The organism is Streptomyces sp. NBC_01450 (genome assembly GCF_036227505.1).
GTDB lineage: Bacteria > Actinomycetota > Actinomycetes > Streptomycetales > Streptomycetaceae > Streptomyces.
Genome location: NZ_CP109480.1, coordinates 764,342 through 780,251 on the forward strand (window position 1 = coordinate 764,342; position 15,910 = coordinate 780,251).

Sequence of the window (15,910 nt, forward strand, 5' to 3'; positions counted from 1 at the left end):
CGCTTGCCTCTGAAAGGACGTGTCGCCATGCCGAAGACCGCGTTGCACCGTCCGGGCAGTCATGCCCCCGCCGAGCTGCTCACCTCTCTCGCCGAACTGCTGCGGCAATGGCTGCCGCGGCAGCGCTGGTTCGCGGGCAAGGGCCACCCCGTCACCGGTCTCAGCGTGGTGTCGTCGACCGAGCTGTACCCCGGCTGCCTGCATCTCCTGATACGCACCGAACACCTCGGCGGCTCCGGCCACGAGGGCCCGGGCACTCCCCCGCCCGACGACTGCTACCAGCTCCTGCTCGGCGCACGCGAGGTCCTGCCTCCCCGGCTCGCCGCCGCCTTCATAGGACGCCCGAGCGCGGGCCCTCTGGCCGACCTCAGCGTGTACGACGCGTTCCACGACCCGAGCGCGGCGGGTCTGCTCCTGGAGCGGCTGCGCACCCCCGGAGCCGCGGGCCCGCTGCTCTTCGAGCGGGACCCCCGGGTGACGGTGCCCTGCGGTCTCACCCCCCGGCTCCTCGACACCGAGCAGTCGAACTCCTCCCTCGTGTACGGGAACTCCTTCATCCTGAAGGTCTTCCGCCGCGTCCAGCCGGGCATCAACCCGGACCTGGAGGTCCCCTGGGCGCTGGCCCGGCAGGGCTGCACCCGCGTCCCCGCCCCCGCGGCGTGGTTCGGCACCGCGCAGCCGCGCGAGGCGACACTCGGGGTGCTCCAGCCGTTCCTGCGCGACGCCACCGACGGCTGGACCCTGGCGCTCCAATCGCTCACCTCGGGCGGGGAGTTCACCGAGGAGGCATACGAACTGGGCCTGGCCACCGCCGAGATACATCTGGCGCTGGCGGCGGCGTTCCCCGTACGGGCACCAAGTCCCTTACAGCACCGGCGACTCGCGGCCGCCATGAGTGAACGGCTTGACACCACGGCCCGGTCCGTGCCCGAACTCCGACCGTACGTGGCCAGGCTGCGGTCGGTCTTCGACGCCCTCGCGGCGCTCGACGCGGCGATCCGGCCGGCGCAGCGGATTCACGGTGACCTCCACCTGGGTCAGGTGCTGCGGGCCGGGCGGGAGTGGTCCGTCATCGACTTCGAGGGCGAGCCGGCCCGTCCGCTCACCGAGCGCCGACGTCTCCAGTCCCCCGTACGCGATGTCGCGGGCATGCTGCGCTCCTTCGACTACGCCGCGCGCTCCCGCCACCCGTGGCGCCCCGAGTGGGCGCAGCGCTGCCGAGGCGCCTTCTGCGCGGGCTACGCCGCCGCGGCCTCGTGGAACCCGCGCGAGGAGCCCGAACTGCTGCGCGCGTACGAGACCGACAGGGCCGTGTACGAGGTGCTGTACGAGGCAAGACACCGACCCGACTGGCTGCCGGTCCCGATGGCGGCGGTCGGGCGGCTCGCCGAAGGCGCGGGGGAACGTCGTACCGAACGCCCCGCCGACGGTCATGAGGACCGACCGGCCGGACATCGCGTCGAACGTCCTCCTGAACGTCTTTGACGACGCCCCTGAGCCCGAGATCCGACCGCCCCATCCCTTTCCCGAGGAGGCTGAAGCCGTGGCAGTTCCCACCACCGCCGTTGGCACGAGGCCGGTAGCCGCCCTGGACACGACGGACCGCGCACGCCTGCTGTCGGGCGCCCACCACGATCCGCACGCGCTGCTCGGCGCGCACCCTGTGCCGGGCGGCATCGTGTTCCGCGTGCTGCGACCGTACGCCCAGGCCGTCGCGGTAGTGGTGGACGGGCGGCGCACGGAGCTACGGGGGGCCGGTGACGGCTTCTTCTCGGGCGTCCTTCCGCTCGACACGATCCCCGAGTACGTGCTGTCGGTGACGTACGCGGGCCACGAGTTCGAGGTGCAGGACCCGTACCGCTTCCTGCCCGCGCTGGGCGACGTCGATCTGCATCTGATCGGCGAGGGCCGCCACGAGGAGCTGTGGCGGGCGCTCGGAGCTCATCCCCTGACCCACCAGGGCGTGACCGGCACCCGCTTCACGGTCTGGGCGCCCAATGCCCAGGGCGTCAGGGTCTGCGGGGACTTCTGCCACTGGGACGGCACCGCCTACCCCATGCGGTCGCTCGGCTCCACGGGCGTCTGGGAGCTGTTCCTGCCCGGCATCGGCGAGGGAACGCCCTACAAGTTCGACATCACCCGGCCCGACGGTACGCACACGATGCGCGCCGACCCGATGGCCCGCCGCACCGAGGTCCCGCCGGCGACCGCCTCGATCGTGACGGAGTCGTCCCATGTGTGGCGGGACGAGGAGTGGATGGCGGCGCGCGGGGCCCGTCCGGTGCACGAGGCACCGCTGTCGGTGTACGAGGTCCACCTGCCCTCGTGGCGCCCCGGCCTGACCTACCGCCAACTGGCCGAGCAACTGCCCGCCTACGTCCGCGACCTGGGCTTCACCCATGTCGAGCTCATGCCGGTCGCCGAACACCCCTTCGGCGGCTCCTGGGGCTACCAGGTCACCGGCTTCTACGCCCCGACCGCACGGCTGGGCACCCCCGACGACTTCAAACACCTCGTCGACGCCCTGCACCGGGCCGGGATCGGCGTCCTCATGGACTGGGTACCGGCCCACTTCCCGCGCGACGAATGGGCGCTGGCCGAGTTCGACGGACGCCCCCTGTACGAACACGCGGACCCCCAGCGGGCCGCCCACCCCGACTGGGGCACCCTCGAATTCGACTACGGGCGCCGCGAGGTACGCAACTTCCTCGTCGCCAACGCCGTGTACTGGTGCGAGGAGTTCCACATCGACGGACTGCGCGTCGACGCGGTCGCCTCGATGCTCTACCTGGACTACTCGCGGGAGCCGGGGCAGTGGACCCCGAACGAACACGGCGGCCGGGAGAACCTCGACGCCGTCGCCTTCCTCCAGGAGATGAACGCCACCGTCAACCGCCGCGCCCCCGGAGTAGTGACGATCGCCGAGGAGTCGACAGCCTGGGACGGCGTCACCCGGTCGACCTCGCACGGTGGATTGGGATTCGGCCTGAAGTGGAACATGGGGTGGATGCACGACTCGCTCGAGTACATCGCCCATGACCCCGTGCATCGCAAGTACCACCACAACGAGATGACGTTCTCGATGGTGTACGCCTACAGCGAGAACTACGTCCTGCCCATCTCCCACGACGAGGTCGTCCACGGCAAACGGTCACTGGTGTCGAAGATGCCCGGCGACTGGTGGCAGCAACGCGCCACCACCCGCGCCTACCTCGGCTTCATGTGGGCCCACCCCGGCAAACAACTCCTCTTCATGGGCCAGGAATTCGCCCAGGGCGCCGAATGGTCCGAAGCCCACGGCCCCGACTGGTGGCTCCTGGACCCCGCCTACCCCGCCGAACCCGACCACCGCGGCGTCCGCGACCTCGTCCGCGACCTCAACACCGTCTACCGCCACGAACCCGCCCTCTGGCAACGCGACACCGACCCCGCCGGCTTCACCTGGATCACCGGCGACGCCGCCGACGACAACGTCCTCGCCTTCCTCCGCCACGACGCCGACGGCACCCCCCTGCTCGCCGTCTCCCACTTCTCCCCCGTCGTCCGCCACGACTACCGCCTCGGCATCCCCGAGTCCGTACCCGCCTGGCACGAAGTCCTCAACACCGACGCCGCCCACTACGGCGGCAGCGACGTCCACAACCCCCATCTCCAGGCCCATGACGGAAGCCTGCGTCTGACGCTTCCCCCACTGGCCACGATCTGGCTCCGCCCCGCCTGACGTTTGGGCGGTCAGGGAGCGGTCGGCTTGCCCGCCGTGCCGATCCACGTGTGGAACAACGCGTCGAGATCCTTCCCGGACAACCGCTCGGAGAGGTGAATGAACTGGGCGGTGGTGCCGTGTCCGCCACGGTGCTCCGTCGCCCAGGTCCGCAGGACGCGGAAGAACACCCCGTCCCCTACAGCCGTACGCAGCTTCTGCAGAGCCATCGCACCACGCGCGTACACGGGCGTGTCGAAGATGTGCGCCCCGCTCCCGGGATCCGCGGGCGGAAACGCCCACAGACCACTGTCGGCCGGCCTGGCGTAGAGGGAGTCGAACGTCTGCTGCGCGGTCTTCCCACCGTGCTGCTCGGCGTACAACCACTCCGCGTACGTCGCGAAGCCCTCGTTGAGCCAGATGTCCTTCCAGGCGGTGAGGCTGACGGAGTCCCCGAACCACTGGTGCGCGCTTTCGTGGACGAGCGTGCTCAGGTCGGGCGCGGAGTCGTACACCGGGCGGGTCTGGGTCTCCAGCGCGTATCCGACCTGCGGGGCCCGGTCGACGATGGCCCCGGCGGCCCGGAAGGGGTAGGGGCCGAAGACGCCGCTCTCCCACGCCAGCACGGACGGCAGCTTCTTCAGTACGGGCGCCGCGGCGGTCGCCTCACGGGGATCGACCGCGTTGTACACCTTGAGCCCGTCGGCGGTGGTGTACTGCTCGACCTTGAACTTGCCGACCGTCGCCGTGGCGAGGTAGGCCGCCATCGGCTCGGACTGCCGCCAGCGGAACGTCGTACGCCCGTGGCTGGTCGACTGTCCGCGGAGGACTCCGTTGGCCACGGCGGTGTGTCCCTTGGGGACGGTGATGGTGAAGTCGTAGGAGGCCTTGTCCTTGGGATGGCTGTTGGCGGGGAACCAGGTCATGGCGCCCTGCGGTTCGCCGGCCACGAACGCGCCGTCGTCGGTGGGGATCCACCCGTCCAGGGAGCCGTCCGGGTCGGTGGCCGGCTTGGGCGTGCCCGAGTAGGTGACAGTGACTCGGAATTCCCGATTCCGCTGGAGGGAGTGGCGGGGGGTGACCACGAGTTCCTGGCCGTCGCGGTGGTAGGACGCCTTGGCGCGGTCGACGGTGACGCCGGTGACCTTCAGCCCTTTGAAGTCGAGGTCGAAGCGGGTCAGTCGCTGGGTGGCCCGGGCGGTGATGACCGCCTTGCCGTCGAGGTGGCGGCTCTGGGGGTCGTAGCCGAGGGTCAGGTCGTAGTGCCGGACGTCGTAGCCGCCGTTGCCCGAGAGCGGGAAGTAGGTGTCCCCGGCTCCGGACGAGCCCACCGTACCGGCCGCCGCCGGGCCCGCCGCGACGAGCAGGGCGGCGACCGCGACGGGAACCGCGGCGACAACTGCCTCTCGTCGAAGGATGGTTGTGCGTCTGGTGGTCTGATGCGGACGTGGCGTCACGTTGGCTCCTCCGGTGCGACGGCAATCAAGTGATCAAGTGATCAATGACGCACAGCCTATGAGCCCCGCGGGCCGCTGACCCTCATCATCTGGTCAAGTCACGGCGGGGGGAGGCGCATACGCACCGTCGAACAGGAGGGACCCGGCAGGAAGTTCGAGGCCACGCCCGGGTCAGCGGGCCAGGCGGCCCAGCAGGGACGAGGCGGACAGGATGCCGAGGGCCGCGGCCAGGACGAGGACCCCGTAGTCGAGGGTCAGGTGGGCGTGTGTGCCGAGCAGCAGGCCGCGCAGCGCGTCCACCTGGTAGCTCAGTGGGTTGACCTTGCTGACGGCCTGGAGCCAGCCGGGCATGACGGCGACCGGGTAGAGGGCGTTGGAGCCGAAGAACAGCGGCATCGTGATGGCCTGTCCGATGCCCATCAGCCGGTCCCGGGTGAGCACGATGCCCGCGATGGTCATCGAGAGACAGGAGAAGAAGGCGGAGCCCAGGACGACGGCCACGGCCACGCCCAGCAGACGGAGCGGGTTCCAGGTCATCGCCACCCCGAGCAGCGCCGCGATGACGACGACCACCACCGCCTGGATCAGCGCCTTGACCCCGGCGGCGAAGGCCTTGCCGGTGATGAGCGCCGAGCGCGGGGTCGGGGTGACGAGCAGTTTGGTGAGGATCCCGGCATCCCGCTCCCAGATGATCATGATGCCGTAGAAGATGGCGATGAACATCGCGGACTGGGCGATGATGCCGGGCGCCAGATAGTCGAGATAGGGGATGCCGCCGGTGGGTATCGCCTTGATCCGGGTGAAGGTCTCGCCGAAGATCAGCAGCCAGAGCGCCGGCTGGACCGCCCTGGTGTACAGCTCGGTGCGGTCGTGGCGCAGCTTCTGCAGCTCGACCGCGCACATCGCGCCGACCCGGGCGGGCAGCACCCGCCAGCCGGTACGGGCCCGCGGCGGGACGACGAGCAGGTCGAGGCCGCCCGGATGGATGCGCTCAGCCGACACGGGACGCTGTGCGACGGGTGCTTCGGACATCGCTGAAGTCTCCAGACTGTTCGTCGAGGCCGCTGCCGGCGATGTCGCGGAAGACGTCCTCCAGCGTGGGCAGTTCACCGTTCTTCCCGGCGCCGCGCCGCTCGCGAAGGCCCCTGCGCAGCTCGTCGGGGGTGCCGAGGGCACGGACGCGGCCGCGATGCATCAGTGCGACCCGGTCGCAGTACTGGTCCGCCTCATCCATGTAGTGGGTCGTCACGAGGACGGTCATACCGGTGGCGTCGCGTACGGCGTTGATGTGCTCCCACACGCTCGTGCGGGCGATCGGGTCGAGCCCGATGGTCGGCTCGTCGAGGATCAGCAGCCGGGGTGCGCTCACCAGCGCCTGGGCGAGTTCGAGGCGGCGGACCATGCCGCCGGAGTAGGTCTTGGCGAGCCGGTCGGCCGCGTCGGTGAGGTCCACCGCCGCGAGCGCCTGCCCGACGCGTGCCGCGCGCTCCTTGCGGGGGATGTCGAAGACGCGGGCGAACAGGGCCACGTTCTCCCGGCCGGTGAGCCCGGCGTCGGCGGACAGCTGCTGCGGTACGTAGCCGAGCAAGCGCCGTACCGCCATGCGTTCGCGGGTGGCGTCGTGGCCGAAGACGCGGACCATACCGGTGGGAACCGGCAGGAGTGTGGTGATGCAGCGGATCGCGGTGGTCTTGCCCGCGCCATTGGGCCCGAGCAGTCCGAACACCTCACCGTCATGGACGGAGAGTTCGAGCCCGTCGACCGCGGTGGTCTCGCCGAAGGCGTAGACGAGCCCGGCACAGCTGACGGCGTCCGTCCCGGCATCCGCCTCCGCCACCGGCTCCTCGGTGGAGTCTCTCCCGCCGATCAAGTTCCGGGTCATGTCTCCTCGGCCTCCTCGTGCAGGGTCACCGCCAGTTTGCGGAGGGCCGGAAGGGCCGCCTCCAGGGCCGCGCGGTCAGCCTCGTCGAGACGGGCCACCTGACGGCGTACGAGGGCCGCGCGCCGCTCGCGCCAGTCGCGCAGGCGTGCGTCCGCCGCCGGTGTGGGCAGCAGGCGCGCCGCCCGCCGGTCGGCCGGGTCCGTCTCGCGGTTCAGATAGCCGTCCCGCGCCAGTTGGTTGACCAGCGTCGAGACCGAATTGCCCGCCAGGTAGAGCTCCTTGGCCGCCTCCGACACACGGATGCCCGGGCGGGCCACGACCAGCCGCAGCAGCTCGACCTCCGCGCCGCGCAGCCGCGGGGCGGTCATGCCGCTGCGCAGCCGCCGCCGGATCAGTCGCTGCACTCCGGCCAAGGTGTCTGCCAGCGCCTCGGGAAAACTCTCCGACTCCACGTTCCGAGAATAGCTCTGTATCAGAGGTAATGAGGGAAAGGGACGGTCAAGAGCCGGCCGCAGCCGATCACCGCACCCCCTGGCAGAGAGACCGGCCCCCGTGATGGAGTTTCCCCACCCCACCCCGGGCGCCAGTAGAAGGAGACTCCGTGACCTCGATCGAGACCAATGCCTCGCTGCCGTGGCCCCATCCCCCGGTGAAGGTCGGGCTGGTCGGTGCCGGGCCCTGGGCGCGGGCCGTGCACGCGCGTGTGCTCGCCGCTGGGCCCGAGACACGGTTGACCGCGGTGTGGGCGCGCCGCGCCGAGGCGGCCCGGGAGACGGCCGAGCCCCACGGGGCCACCGCGGTCACGCGTTTCGAGGAGCTGCTCGACGGCTGCGAGGCGGTCGCGTTCGCCGTTCCGCCCGCGGTGCAGGCGGAACTCGCGCCGCTGGCCGCGAAGGCGGGCAAGGCACTGCTCCTGGAGAAACCGCTCGGCGTGGATCTGGCGTCGGCGCGGCGCCTCGCCGACGCCGTCGACGAGGCCGGGGTCGTCTCCCAGCTCGTCCTGACCAACCGCTACCACCCGGCCACCCGGGAGTTCCTGGGCAGAGCGCGGGAGCTGGAGATCACCGGGGCCCGTTCGTGTCTCCTGCACGGGGCTTTCCTGGGCGGTGAGTTCGCCACCACCTGGCGGCTCGAGCACGGCGCCCTGCTCGACCTGGGTCCCCATCTTCTGGATCTCCTGGACGCCGCGGTCGGACCGATCGTCCGGGTCCGCGGCACCGGCGACCCCCGCCGCTGGATCGAGCTGACCTGCGAGCACGCCAACGGTGTCGTCAGTCAGGCGTCACTGTCCGGATCGGTCCACGTCGAGCGCGGCAACACGCGCATCGAACTCTTCGGTCCGCAGGCCCCACTGGTGTACGACGCCTCCGAACTCGACCACGAGGAGACCTGGCCGGTGCTGCGCCGGGACTTCGCCACGGCCGTACGCACCGGGGTGTCCGGCGAGCTCGACGTCCATCGGGGACTTCACCTCCAGACGCTGATGGCGCAGGTCTCGGAGGGCTGACGCCCAAAGTCCGCGGAGGTCGACAAGGGCGCCTGATCCAAACGGCAGGCCCCGAATCCCGTCACTCATAGCGCCGCAGCGCGGGCGCCGCGACGGCCAGGATCGCCATGGCGACGACCACCAGCAGTCCGCCGCCCGCGACGGCGGCGCGGGCGCCCAGGACGGAGCCGGCCGTTCCGTGCAGGACGTCGGCCAGGCGCGGGCCGCCCGCGACCACCACGGTGAACACGCCCTGCATCCGGCCGCGCATCTCGTCCGTGGCGGCCGACAGCAGGATCGCGCCGCGGAAGACCATGGAGACCATGTCGGCGACCCCCGCGGCGGCGAGGAACGCCACGGCCACCCAGAGGCTGCCGCTCAGGCCGAACCCGGTGATGGCCGCCCCCCAGGCCATCACCGCGACGATCACCATGAGCCCGTGCCGGCGCGCCCGGGAGAACGTGCCCGACATCAGTCCGCCGATCACCGCCCCGATCGGGATCGCCGCGAACAGCAGACCGAGTGCGAGGCCTTCCCCGTAGGGCGCGTAGGTCTCGGCGGCGAGCTGCGGGAACAGCGCCCGGGGCATGCCGAGAACCATGGCGATGATGTCGGCGAGGAAGGACAGCAGCAGGACCTTGTGCAGCGCAATGTAGCGGAAGCCCGCGGCGACCTCGCGCCAGCCCGCCCGTCTGGCCGCCGAGCCGGTCAGGGGCGGCAGTGCGGGCAGCCGCATCACCGCCCACACGGTGACGCACAGCGCCAGGGAGTCGATCAGATAGAGCTCGCCCAGGCCGATGACGGGGATCAGGGCACCCGCGAGCAGCGGTCCCGCCACCAGGCCCGTCTGCATGACGGTCGAACCGAGCGCGTTCGCCGCGGGCAGTTCGTGCTCGGGGACGAGCCGGGCGATGGAGGCGTTGCGGGCCGGGGAGTTCAGGCCGAAGAAGGCCTGCTGGAGGGCGAGCAGGATCATCAGGACGAGTACGGATTCGAGTCCGGTGACGGCCTGTATCCAGAAGAGCAGTGAGGTGACGGCTATCCCGCTGTTGGTGATCAGCAGCAGTTTGCGCCGGTCCATGCTGTCGGCGACCGCCCCGCCCCACAGCGCGAAGACCACGAGCGGCACCAGTCCGGCGAGGCTCGCGTAGCCGACCCAGGCCGAGGAGCCGGTGATGTCGTAGATCTGCTTGGGCACGGCGACGGCGGTGAGCTGGCTGCCCACCGCCGTGACGATGGTGGAGGACCAGAGCCTGCGGTACGCGGGGCGTCGCAGCGGGCGGGTGTCCATCGCCCAGCGGCGCCAGCCGGTACGCTCCGCCCGCGCCGCGCCCGCTGTCTCGTCGGGTTCGGCCGGCCCGGTCGCCGAACCACTGCCTGCCCCGCCGGCCGACGTGCTGTCCGTCCCGCTGTCCGCCCCGTCCGTACTGCTCTTGCTCGTGTCCACGGCCGTCCTGGCTGCTCGATACATCTTTCAGCTGTCAGGGTTCACTATCGCGTACGCCGTCTCAGGCGTCGGCGAGCAGCAGAGTGCCCATGGTGATCATCGTCGCGGCGACCACGCCGTCCAGGACCCGCCACGACGACGGCCGCGCGAGGAAGCGGCCGAGCAGCCGGGCGCCGAAGCCCAGCGCGGCGAACCAGCACAGGCTGGCCAGGGCTGCCCCGAGTCCGAACGTCCAGCGCAGCGGGCCGTGGTCGGCCGCGAGGGAGCCGAGCAGGAACACGGTGTCGAGATAGACGTGCGGGTTGAGCCAGGTCATCGCCAGACAGGCCAGGACGATCTGCCGTCGGGAGCCCGCCGATCCGGTCGCCGCCTCCAGCGCGGAGGGCCGCAGCACCCGCCGGGCGGCCAGGATTCCGTAGCAGAGGAGGAATCCGCCGCCGATCAGTCCGACCACCGTGAGCGCCTCGGGCCGGGCCACGACCACCGCGCCGACCCCGCCGACCCCCAGCGCGATGAGCAGCGCGTCGGACACCGCGCAGATGCTCACGACCACCAGGACCGCCTCGCGGCGGATCCCCTGGCGCAGCACGAAGGCGTTCTGGGCGCCGATGGCGACGATGAGGGTGAGGCCGGTGCCGAACCCGGCGACCGCGGCGGTCAGGGCGTTGTTCATGGCAGCGACGCTAGGAACACAGCCGTCAAGAGTACAGCTAAAGATTCTTACGTATCATTAGCGATCATGATGACGGATCTCCCTCTCGACCAGGTGCGCACCTTGCTCGCGGTGGTCGACGAGGGCACCTTCGACGCGGCGGCCGCCGCCCTGCATGTGACGCCCTCGGCGGTCAGTCAGCGTGTCAAGTCGCTCGAACAGCGCACCGGCCGCGTCCTGCTGATGCGGACGAAGCCGGTGCGTGCGACCGAGTCCGGCGAGGTCGTCGTGCGGTTCGCACGCCGGCTGGCCCGGCTGGAGCTCGACGCCCGCACCGAGCTCGGCATGAGCGAGGCCGGGGAGCCGACGCGGTTGTCGATCGCGGTGAACGCCGACTCGCTGGCGACCTGGTTCCTGCCGGCGCTCACCCGCGTACCGCGCGAGCTGCGGCTCTGTTTCGAACTGCGCCGCGAGGACGAGGCCCACACGGCCGCCCTGTTGCGCGAGGGGGTGGTGATGGCGGCGGTGACCTCGTGGCCGGACCCGGTGGCGGGCTGCTCCGTGCGCGCCCTGGGCCGGATGCGGTATCTGGCGGCGGCAGCCCCGGACTTCGCCGGGCGGTGGCTCGGCGCGGGGACGGACGCGTCGCTGAGCGAGCTGATCGCCGACGCTCCCGTGATGGCTTTCGACCGGAACGACGACCTTCAGGACGAGTTCGTCCGGGGCCTGCGAGGCGGTCCCGGCGCGAGCGCGCTGCGGCATTTCATGCCTACCTCGGAGGGGTTCGTGGACGCCGTCGTCGCCGGACTGGGCTGGGGCATGGTGCCAGAGGTGCAGGCCGAACCGCTGCTGAGGGCCGGGCGGCTGGTCCACCTCGCGCCGGACCGGATCCTCGACGTGCCGCTGTACTGGCAGCAGTGGAAACTCGACTTCCCGGCCCTCGCGGCGGTGGCCGAGGCCGTGGCGGCCGTCGCCGCGCAGACCTTGCGACGCTGACCACCGCGATCACCGAGGCCCGGGGACACCGCGGCCCGGGGACACCGCGGCCCGGGGACACCGCGGCCCGAAGGCGCCGTGGAGCAACATCTGCGCGGGGCTCCTGAAAGGGGCGCGGGCGCGGTATCTTCGCGCTGGGCAAAGCTGAGTACGCCCGCACCCGGCCGGGTGACGCCGAGTGCAACTCCGAGCGACCATCGCGGCTGAGGCGTCGAGGTGCGGGTGGGTACCCGTGAGGCGCATTCTTGCTGTGGAATCCCCCTGACGGCGGGCGGACGAGGGCAGACCGATGACTGGGAGCGCCGAGCGTGAGGTCCAGGCGCTGAATAGCCTGGCCGCCCTGCTCAGCGGGTCCGTGGCGGACGCGATCCGGGCGGCCCGTGGCTTCGCGGGAGGCGTGTATCTGCGCTCCAGCAACCCCGAACTGCTGCGGCTGGCCGTGCTGGCCGGATTGCCGGGGCAGTTGTTCCGTCCCTGGTGGCGCATGCCCCTGGCCCGGCCGTTCCCGGCCGCCGAGTCCCACCGGACGGGCATGGAGGTGCTGCTCGCCGACGCCACCGAGACGATGCGCCGTTATCCGCAACTCGCGGCGGGGCTGCCGTTCCAGTTCGGTTCGCTCTACGTTCCGGTCGTGAGCGCCTCGTCGTCCTTCGGGGTCCTGACGGTGCTGCGTCCCGCGGCCTCGGACGCCACCGACGTACTGCCGGACCGTGACCGGATGACGGCGGTGGCGGAGAACCTGGGGACGGCTCTGTCGGTCCTGGAGAAGGACGGTGCCGACGTCGTCTGGGACGGGGAACCGTTGTGTGTACGGCCGCCCGCCGAGGGTCTGCCGCCCCGCTATGTCGGGCGGTTCACCTGGGACCCGGCCGCGGGCGAGGTCACCGGGGACGACGCGTTGTGGGCCCTGCTCGGCACCGGCGCCAAGGCTTTTCCCGGGACACCGCAGGCGCTCACCCACGCGCTGGCCCTCGACGATCCGCATGTGCTGCTGGCCGCGCTGCACGAGACCGCGGCGGGCCGTCCCCCGGCCCACCCGCTTCCGGTGCACACGGTGAACGGCGGGCTGCGGCTGCTGGAGTTGTGGACCTCGGGCAACGCTCTCGTGCCGCCGTACTCGGTCAGCGGCGCGGTCGTCGATCCGGGCCCGGGCCCGGCGGCGGACGGTGCCGCGGACCTGCTCCCGGAGGGCGTGTTCGCGCTGGACCGGCTCGGGCTGATCACCTACGTCAATCCGCGCGCCGCGGAGCTCCTCGGCCGGCCCCGGGCGGAGCTGCTGGGGCGACCGCTGTGGCAGGCCGTGCCGTGGCTGGCCAAGCCGTCCTACGAGGATCATCTGCGCGGCGCGCTGCTGACGCCGGAGCCGGTACACTTCCAGGTCGCCCGCCCTCGTGGGGGCCACCGGACACCGGCGGGGGATCACGGCGACACGTGGCTGACGATGTCCGTGTATCCCGGCCCCGGCAGTCTGACCTGCAAGCTGATCCCGATGGGGCGGGTCGCGGACATCACGGAGGCGCCCGAGGCGGCGCCCCTCCGCGGTCGGCCCGCGGCGGACGGGCCGTCCGGCGACGCCGAGCTCGCGACCGGCATCACCACGACGGCTCTGTACCACCCTGTCCTCCTCGCGATGGCGCTGACGGATGCCGTGACGGCCCGCCAGGTGTCCGAGACCGTGATGCGGGAGCTGCTGCCCGCGTTCGGCGGACGCCGGCTCGCCATCTATCTGTTGCAGGACCGGCGCCTGTACCTGGCCTGGGAGACCGGCTTCCCGCAGGGGTTCCTCGCGCCCTTCGACGGGGTGGGACTCGACGCCAAGCTGCCCGGGGTGGAGACGCTCACCACCGGCCGCCCGCTGTTCTTCGAGTCGATGCCCCAACTGGCCGCCGCCTATCCCGGCATCCCGCTGGACTCGAAGGAGGGCGCCCGCGCCTTCCTGCCGCTGATCGCCTCGGGGCGGCCGGTCGGTTCCTGCATCCTCGGCTTCGACCGTCCGCGGGGCTTCAGCACGGAGGAGCGTTCCGTGCTGACCGCGCTCACCGGACTCATCGCGCAGGCCCTGGAGAGGGCGCGGCGCTACGACTCCGAGGCCGCCCTCGCCCGTGGTCTCCAGGAGGCGCTGCTGCCGCACCGGCTGTCGGCGCACCCGCAGGTGGAGACGGCCGGGCGCTATCTGTCCGGCACCAAGGGCATGGACGTGGGCGGCGACTGGTACGACGTCGTGGAGGCCGGTGACGGACTGGCCCTGGTCATCGGCGACGTCCAGGGCCATGGCGTCCAGGCGGCGGCCACCATGGGCCAACTGCGCAGCGCGGTACGGGCGTTCGCGCTCAGCGACCATCCTCCGGACGAGGTGATGAGCCATACCAACCGGCTGCTCATCGACCTCGATCCGGGCCAGTTCGCCAGTTGCTGCTATGTCAGGCTGGACCCCGTCACCGGTGTCGCCCGGGCGGCCCGCGCCGGTCACCCGCAGCCCCTGCTGCGCCACCCGGACGGCCGCACCGAGCTCCTCGACCTGCCCGGTGGCGTGGTGCTCGGCGTGGCCCCGCGGGCCCGCTATCCGGTGACGGAGCTGACGCTGGAGCCCGGCGCCGTCCTGGCCCTCTACACGGACGGTCTGGTCGAGCGCCCCGGGGCCGACATCGACGACGGGATCGAGAGACTGCGCGCGACCCTGTCCCGCACGGGCACCCCGCACGCCCGGCCCGGCGCCTCCTCCCTGTCCGGTGCGGCAGACCTGCTGACCGCGGACGCACGGCGGGCCACCGAGCGCCCCGACGACATCGCGCTCCTGCTCACCACCCGCAGCTCCACGCGCGAGGGCCGCCACTGAGGCGACGGCCCTCACCCTCGAACTCCCTCGGAGCTCTCAGTGGGCCGCGTCCAGACGTTCCCGCCGCTCCGGCGTCAGCTCCAGGTCCACGGCCGCCAGGTTCTCCTCCAACTGCGCCACGGACGACATGCAGACCAGAAGGAGGTCTTCTCGTCCGTCACCGAGCCGAACCGCATCGCGCCGAGCGCGAGCGCACTCACCTCACGGCGGGTCTTCGGATCGGTACCGATGGTCTCCGGTACTTCATGGTGGTCCCTCCTGTTCGGGCCCGACCGTCCGGGGGCCCGCACAGGAGTCTGGAACTTGAGGAGCACGTCAACGCAAGGGCTTGAACGGTCCTTCCAGAGCCGCCCACTGCAACAGCATGATCGTCTTGGCGTCGGCGATCTCTCCGGAGCGGATCATGGCCAGTGCGCTGCGGAAGGGAAGTTCGACGATCTCGATGTCCTCGCCCTCCTCGTCGAGGCCGCCCCCTTCGTGGGTGCGGGTGGACGGGCCGTAGGAGGCGGCGTAGAAACTGACCCGCTCGGTGACCGAGCCCGGGCTCATGTAGACGTCGAAAACGTGCTGGACCTCGCCGACGGTGTGCCCGGTCTCCTCGATGACCTCGCGCCGTACGGCGACTTCGGGGTGTTCGTCGTCCTCGTCCAGCAGGCCGCCCGGGGTTTCGACCAGCATGCCGTCGGGGTGGCCGTTGGTGTACACGGGGTAGCGGAACTGCCTGGTCAGCAGCACGGTTTCGCGCTCGGCGTCGTACAGCAGGAGAGTCGCTCCGTTGCCGCGGTCATGCGTCTCACGTTCCTGGGTGCTCCAGGTGCCGTCGGCGTGCTGGAAGTCGAAGGTGGTGGTGCGCTCCACGTACCAGTGGCTGGACAGGAGTGTCACCTCGCGGACCTTGACCCGGGGGTTGCCGGTCAGATCGCGGCCGACGCGGTCGAGTCCGGTACGGCCCCGGCGGTCCGGGGTGTCGATGCCTGCGGTCATCGGGTGCGGGCCGGGCGGGGGCGGGAGAAGTGGTTCATGACCACTGTCTACCATCCCACCCGAACATCCAGGCCACAGCGGGGCTTCGCCCGTCTAGGCTCACGGCATGGAACAGACGGAGATCATCCTGCGCGCCATCGGCGTGCTCACCGAGACCAACGCGATGGTGCGCAGGATCGCCCAGGACGAGAACGCCGAGGCCGAGTCGCCCGAGACCCAGCTGGGTGCGCTCGTCACGGAGGTGTTCCCCAGGGTCGAGGTGCCTGGGGACGCCGGTCCCGCGGAGGCCGGGCAGGCTGTCGCGGACGCCTACCTCCCCGCCACCATCTCTCTCGTGGGCGCCTTCGCGTTCCTCTTCTCCGAACTCGCCGACCTCCACGACTCCGGACGCACCGACGTCAAGACGGCCGACCTGCTCCAGGACCTCGCCCTGCGCATGTCGAGGGCCGACAACACGTAGAGGCCGGGCT

13 protein-coding genes and 1 pseudogene are annotated in these 15,910 nt (G+C 71.3%); 6 read left to right on the forward strand and 8 right to left on the reverse strand.

Annotated features, from left to right (window positions below; genetic code table 11):
* The first annotated feature begins 27 nt into the window (after positions 1-27).
* Both OG568_RS03555 and glgB read left to right on the forward strand, forming a co-directional pair.
* Positions 28-1,485, forward strand: a complete 1,458-nt coding sequence (locus tag OG568_RS03555) for a maltokinase N-terminal cap-like domain-containing protein (RefSeq protein ID WP_329530229.1) — start codon at positions 28-30, stop codon at positions 1,483-1,485.
* Positions 1,433-3,721: a 1,4-alpha-glucan branching enzyme gene (gene glgB, locus OG568_RS03560; RefSeq protein WP_443077529.1), complete on the forward strand. Its 2,289-nt coding sequence runs from the start codon at positions 1,433-1,435 to the stop codon at positions 3,719-3,721. The genes OG568_RS03555 and glgB overlap by 53 nt, the downstream gene beginning before the upstream one ends.
* Positions 3,722-3,732: 11 nt before the next feature.
* Here the strand turns inward: glgB and OG568_RS03565 are convergent, their stop codons facing one another.
* From OG568_RS03565 to OG568_RS03580, 4 genes are all read right to left on the reverse strand, one after another.
* On the reverse strand, positions 3,733-5,157 hold the full coding sequence (locus OG568_RS03565; protein ID WP_329530231.1) for a M1 family metallopeptidase: 1,425 nt from the start codon (positions 5,155-5,157) through the stop codon (positions 3,733-3,735).
* A gap of 171 nt (positions 5,158-5,328) precedes the next feature.
* Positions 5,329-6,189: an ABC transporter permease gene (locus OG568_RS03570; RefSeq protein WP_329530232.1), complete on the reverse strand. Its 861-nt coding sequence runs from the start codon at positions 6,187-6,189 to the stop codon at positions 5,329-5,331.
* Complete coding sequence (locus OG568_RS03575; RefSeq protein ID WP_329530233.1) at positions 6,149-7,039, reverse strand: ATP-binding cassette domain-containing protein; 891 nt, start codon at positions 7,037-7,039, stop codon at positions 6,149-6,151. Before OG568_RS03575 ends, OG568_RS03570 begins: the two co-directional genes overlap by 41 nt.
* Positions 7,036-7,491 (reverse strand): MarR family winged helix-turn-helix transcriptional regulator, encoded by a 456-nt coding sequence (locus OG568_RS03580; protein ID WP_266424723.1) that lies wholly within the window; start codon positions 7,489-7,491, stop codon positions 7,036-7,038. Before OG568_RS03580 ends, OG568_RS03575 begins: the two co-directional genes overlap by 4 nt.
* A gap of 158 nt (positions 7,492-7,649) precedes the next feature.
* Between OG568_RS03580 and OG568_RS03585 the strand changes: the two genes are divergently transcribed.
* Positions 7,650-8,546 (forward strand): Gfo/Idh/MocA family protein, encoded by an 897-nt coding sequence (locus OG568_RS03585; RefSeq protein ID WP_329536249.1) that lies wholly within the window; start codon positions 7,650-7,652, stop codon positions 8,544-8,546.
* Positions 8,547-8,607: 61 nt separating this feature from the next.
* Here OG568_RS03585 and OG568_RS03590 read toward each other — a convergent pair whose 3' ends face one another.
* A complete protein-coding gene (locus OG568_RS03590) occupies positions 8,608-9,972 on the reverse strand; it encodes an MFS transporter (protein WP_443077530.1) in 1,365 nt (454 codons plus the stop codon).
* Between the two features lie 61 nt (positions 9,973-10,033).
* On the reverse strand, positions 10,034-10,645 hold the full coding sequence (locus OG568_RS03595) for a LysE/ArgO family amino acid transporter (RefSeq protein ID WP_329530235.1): 612 nt from the start codon (positions 10,643-10,645) through the stop codon (positions 10,034-10,036).
* Positions 10,646-10,711: 66 nt separating this feature from the next.
* Between OG568_RS03595 and OG568_RS03600 the strand changes: the two genes are divergently transcribed.
* Both OG568_RS03600 and OG568_RS03605 read left to right on the forward strand, forming a co-directional pair.
* Positions 10,712-11,620, forward strand: coding sequence for a LysR family transcriptional regulator ArgP (locus OG568_RS03600; RefSeq protein WP_329530236.1), 909 nt, complete (start codon positions 10,712-10,714; stop codon positions 11,618-11,620).
* Positions 11,621-11,909: 289 nt separating this feature from the next.
* Positions 11,910-14,456 (forward strand): SpoIIE family protein phosphatase, encoded by a 2,547-nt coding sequence (locus OG568_RS03605; RefSeq protein ID WP_329530237.1) that lies wholly within the window; start codon positions 11,910-11,912, stop codon positions 14,454-14,456.
* 137 nt (positions 14,457-14,593) lie between these two features.
* Here the strand turns inward: OG568_RS03605 and OG568_RS61220 are convergent.
* Positions 14,594-14,703, reverse strand: a pseudogene (locus OG568_RS61220) (aldo/keto reductase); the annotation flags it as partial.
* Between the two features lie 68 nt (positions 14,704-14,771).
* Positions 14,772-15,440 (reverse strand): NUDIX domain-containing protein, encoded by a 669-nt coding sequence (locus OG568_RS03610; RefSeq protein WP_329530238.1) that lies wholly within the window; start codon positions 15,438-15,440, stop codon positions 14,772-14,774.
* A 106-nt stretch (positions 15,441-15,546) separates the two neighbouring features.
* Between OG568_RS03610 and OG568_RS03615 the strand changes: the two genes are divergently transcribed.
* The gene (locus tag OG568_RS03615) at positions 15,547-15,900 is read left to right on the forward strand and encodes a hypothetical protein (RefSeq protein ID WP_266424737.1); all 354 of its coding nucleotides are present in this window, start codon (positions 15,547-15,549) and stop codon (positions 15,898-15,900) included.
* Positions 15,901-15,910: the final 10 nt, after the last annotated feature.

Coding starts and splice junctions, on each gene's coding strand:
- OG568_RS03555 (WP_329530229.1), top strand. CDS start 28: ATGCCGAAGACCGCGTTGCACCGTCCGGGCAGTCATGCCCCCGCCGAG.
- glgB (WP_443077529.1), top strand. CDS start 1,433: ATGAGGACCGACCGGCCGGACATCGCGTCGAACGTCCTCCTGAACGTC.
- OG568_RS03570 (WP_329530232.1), bottom strand. CDS start 6,189: ATGTCCGAAGCACCCGTCGCACAGCGTCCCGTGTCGGCTGAGCGCATC.
- OG568_RS03575 (WP_329530233.1), bottom strand. CDS start 7,039: ATGACCCGGAACTTGATCGGCGGGAGAGACTCCACCGAGGAGCCGGTG.
- OG568_RS03595 (WP_329530235.1), bottom strand. CDS start 10,645: ATGAACAACGCCCTGACCGCCGCGGTCGCCGGGTTCGGCACCGGCCTC.
- OG568_RS03600 (WP_329530236.1), top strand. CDS start 10,712: ATGATGACGGATCTCCCTCTCGACCAGGTGCGCACCTTGCTCGCGGTG.
- OG568_RS03605 (WP_329530237.1), top strand. CDS start 11,910: ATGACTGGGAGCGCCGAGCGTGAGGTCCAGGCGCTGAATAGCCTGGCC.
- OG568_RS03610 (WP_329530238.1), bottom strand. CDS start 15,440: ATGACCGCAGGCATCGACACCCCGGACCGCCGGGGCCGTACCGGACTC.
- OG568_RS03615 (WP_266424737.1), top strand. CDS start 15,547: ATGGAACAGACGGAGATCATCCTGCGCGCCATCGGCGTGCTCACCGAG.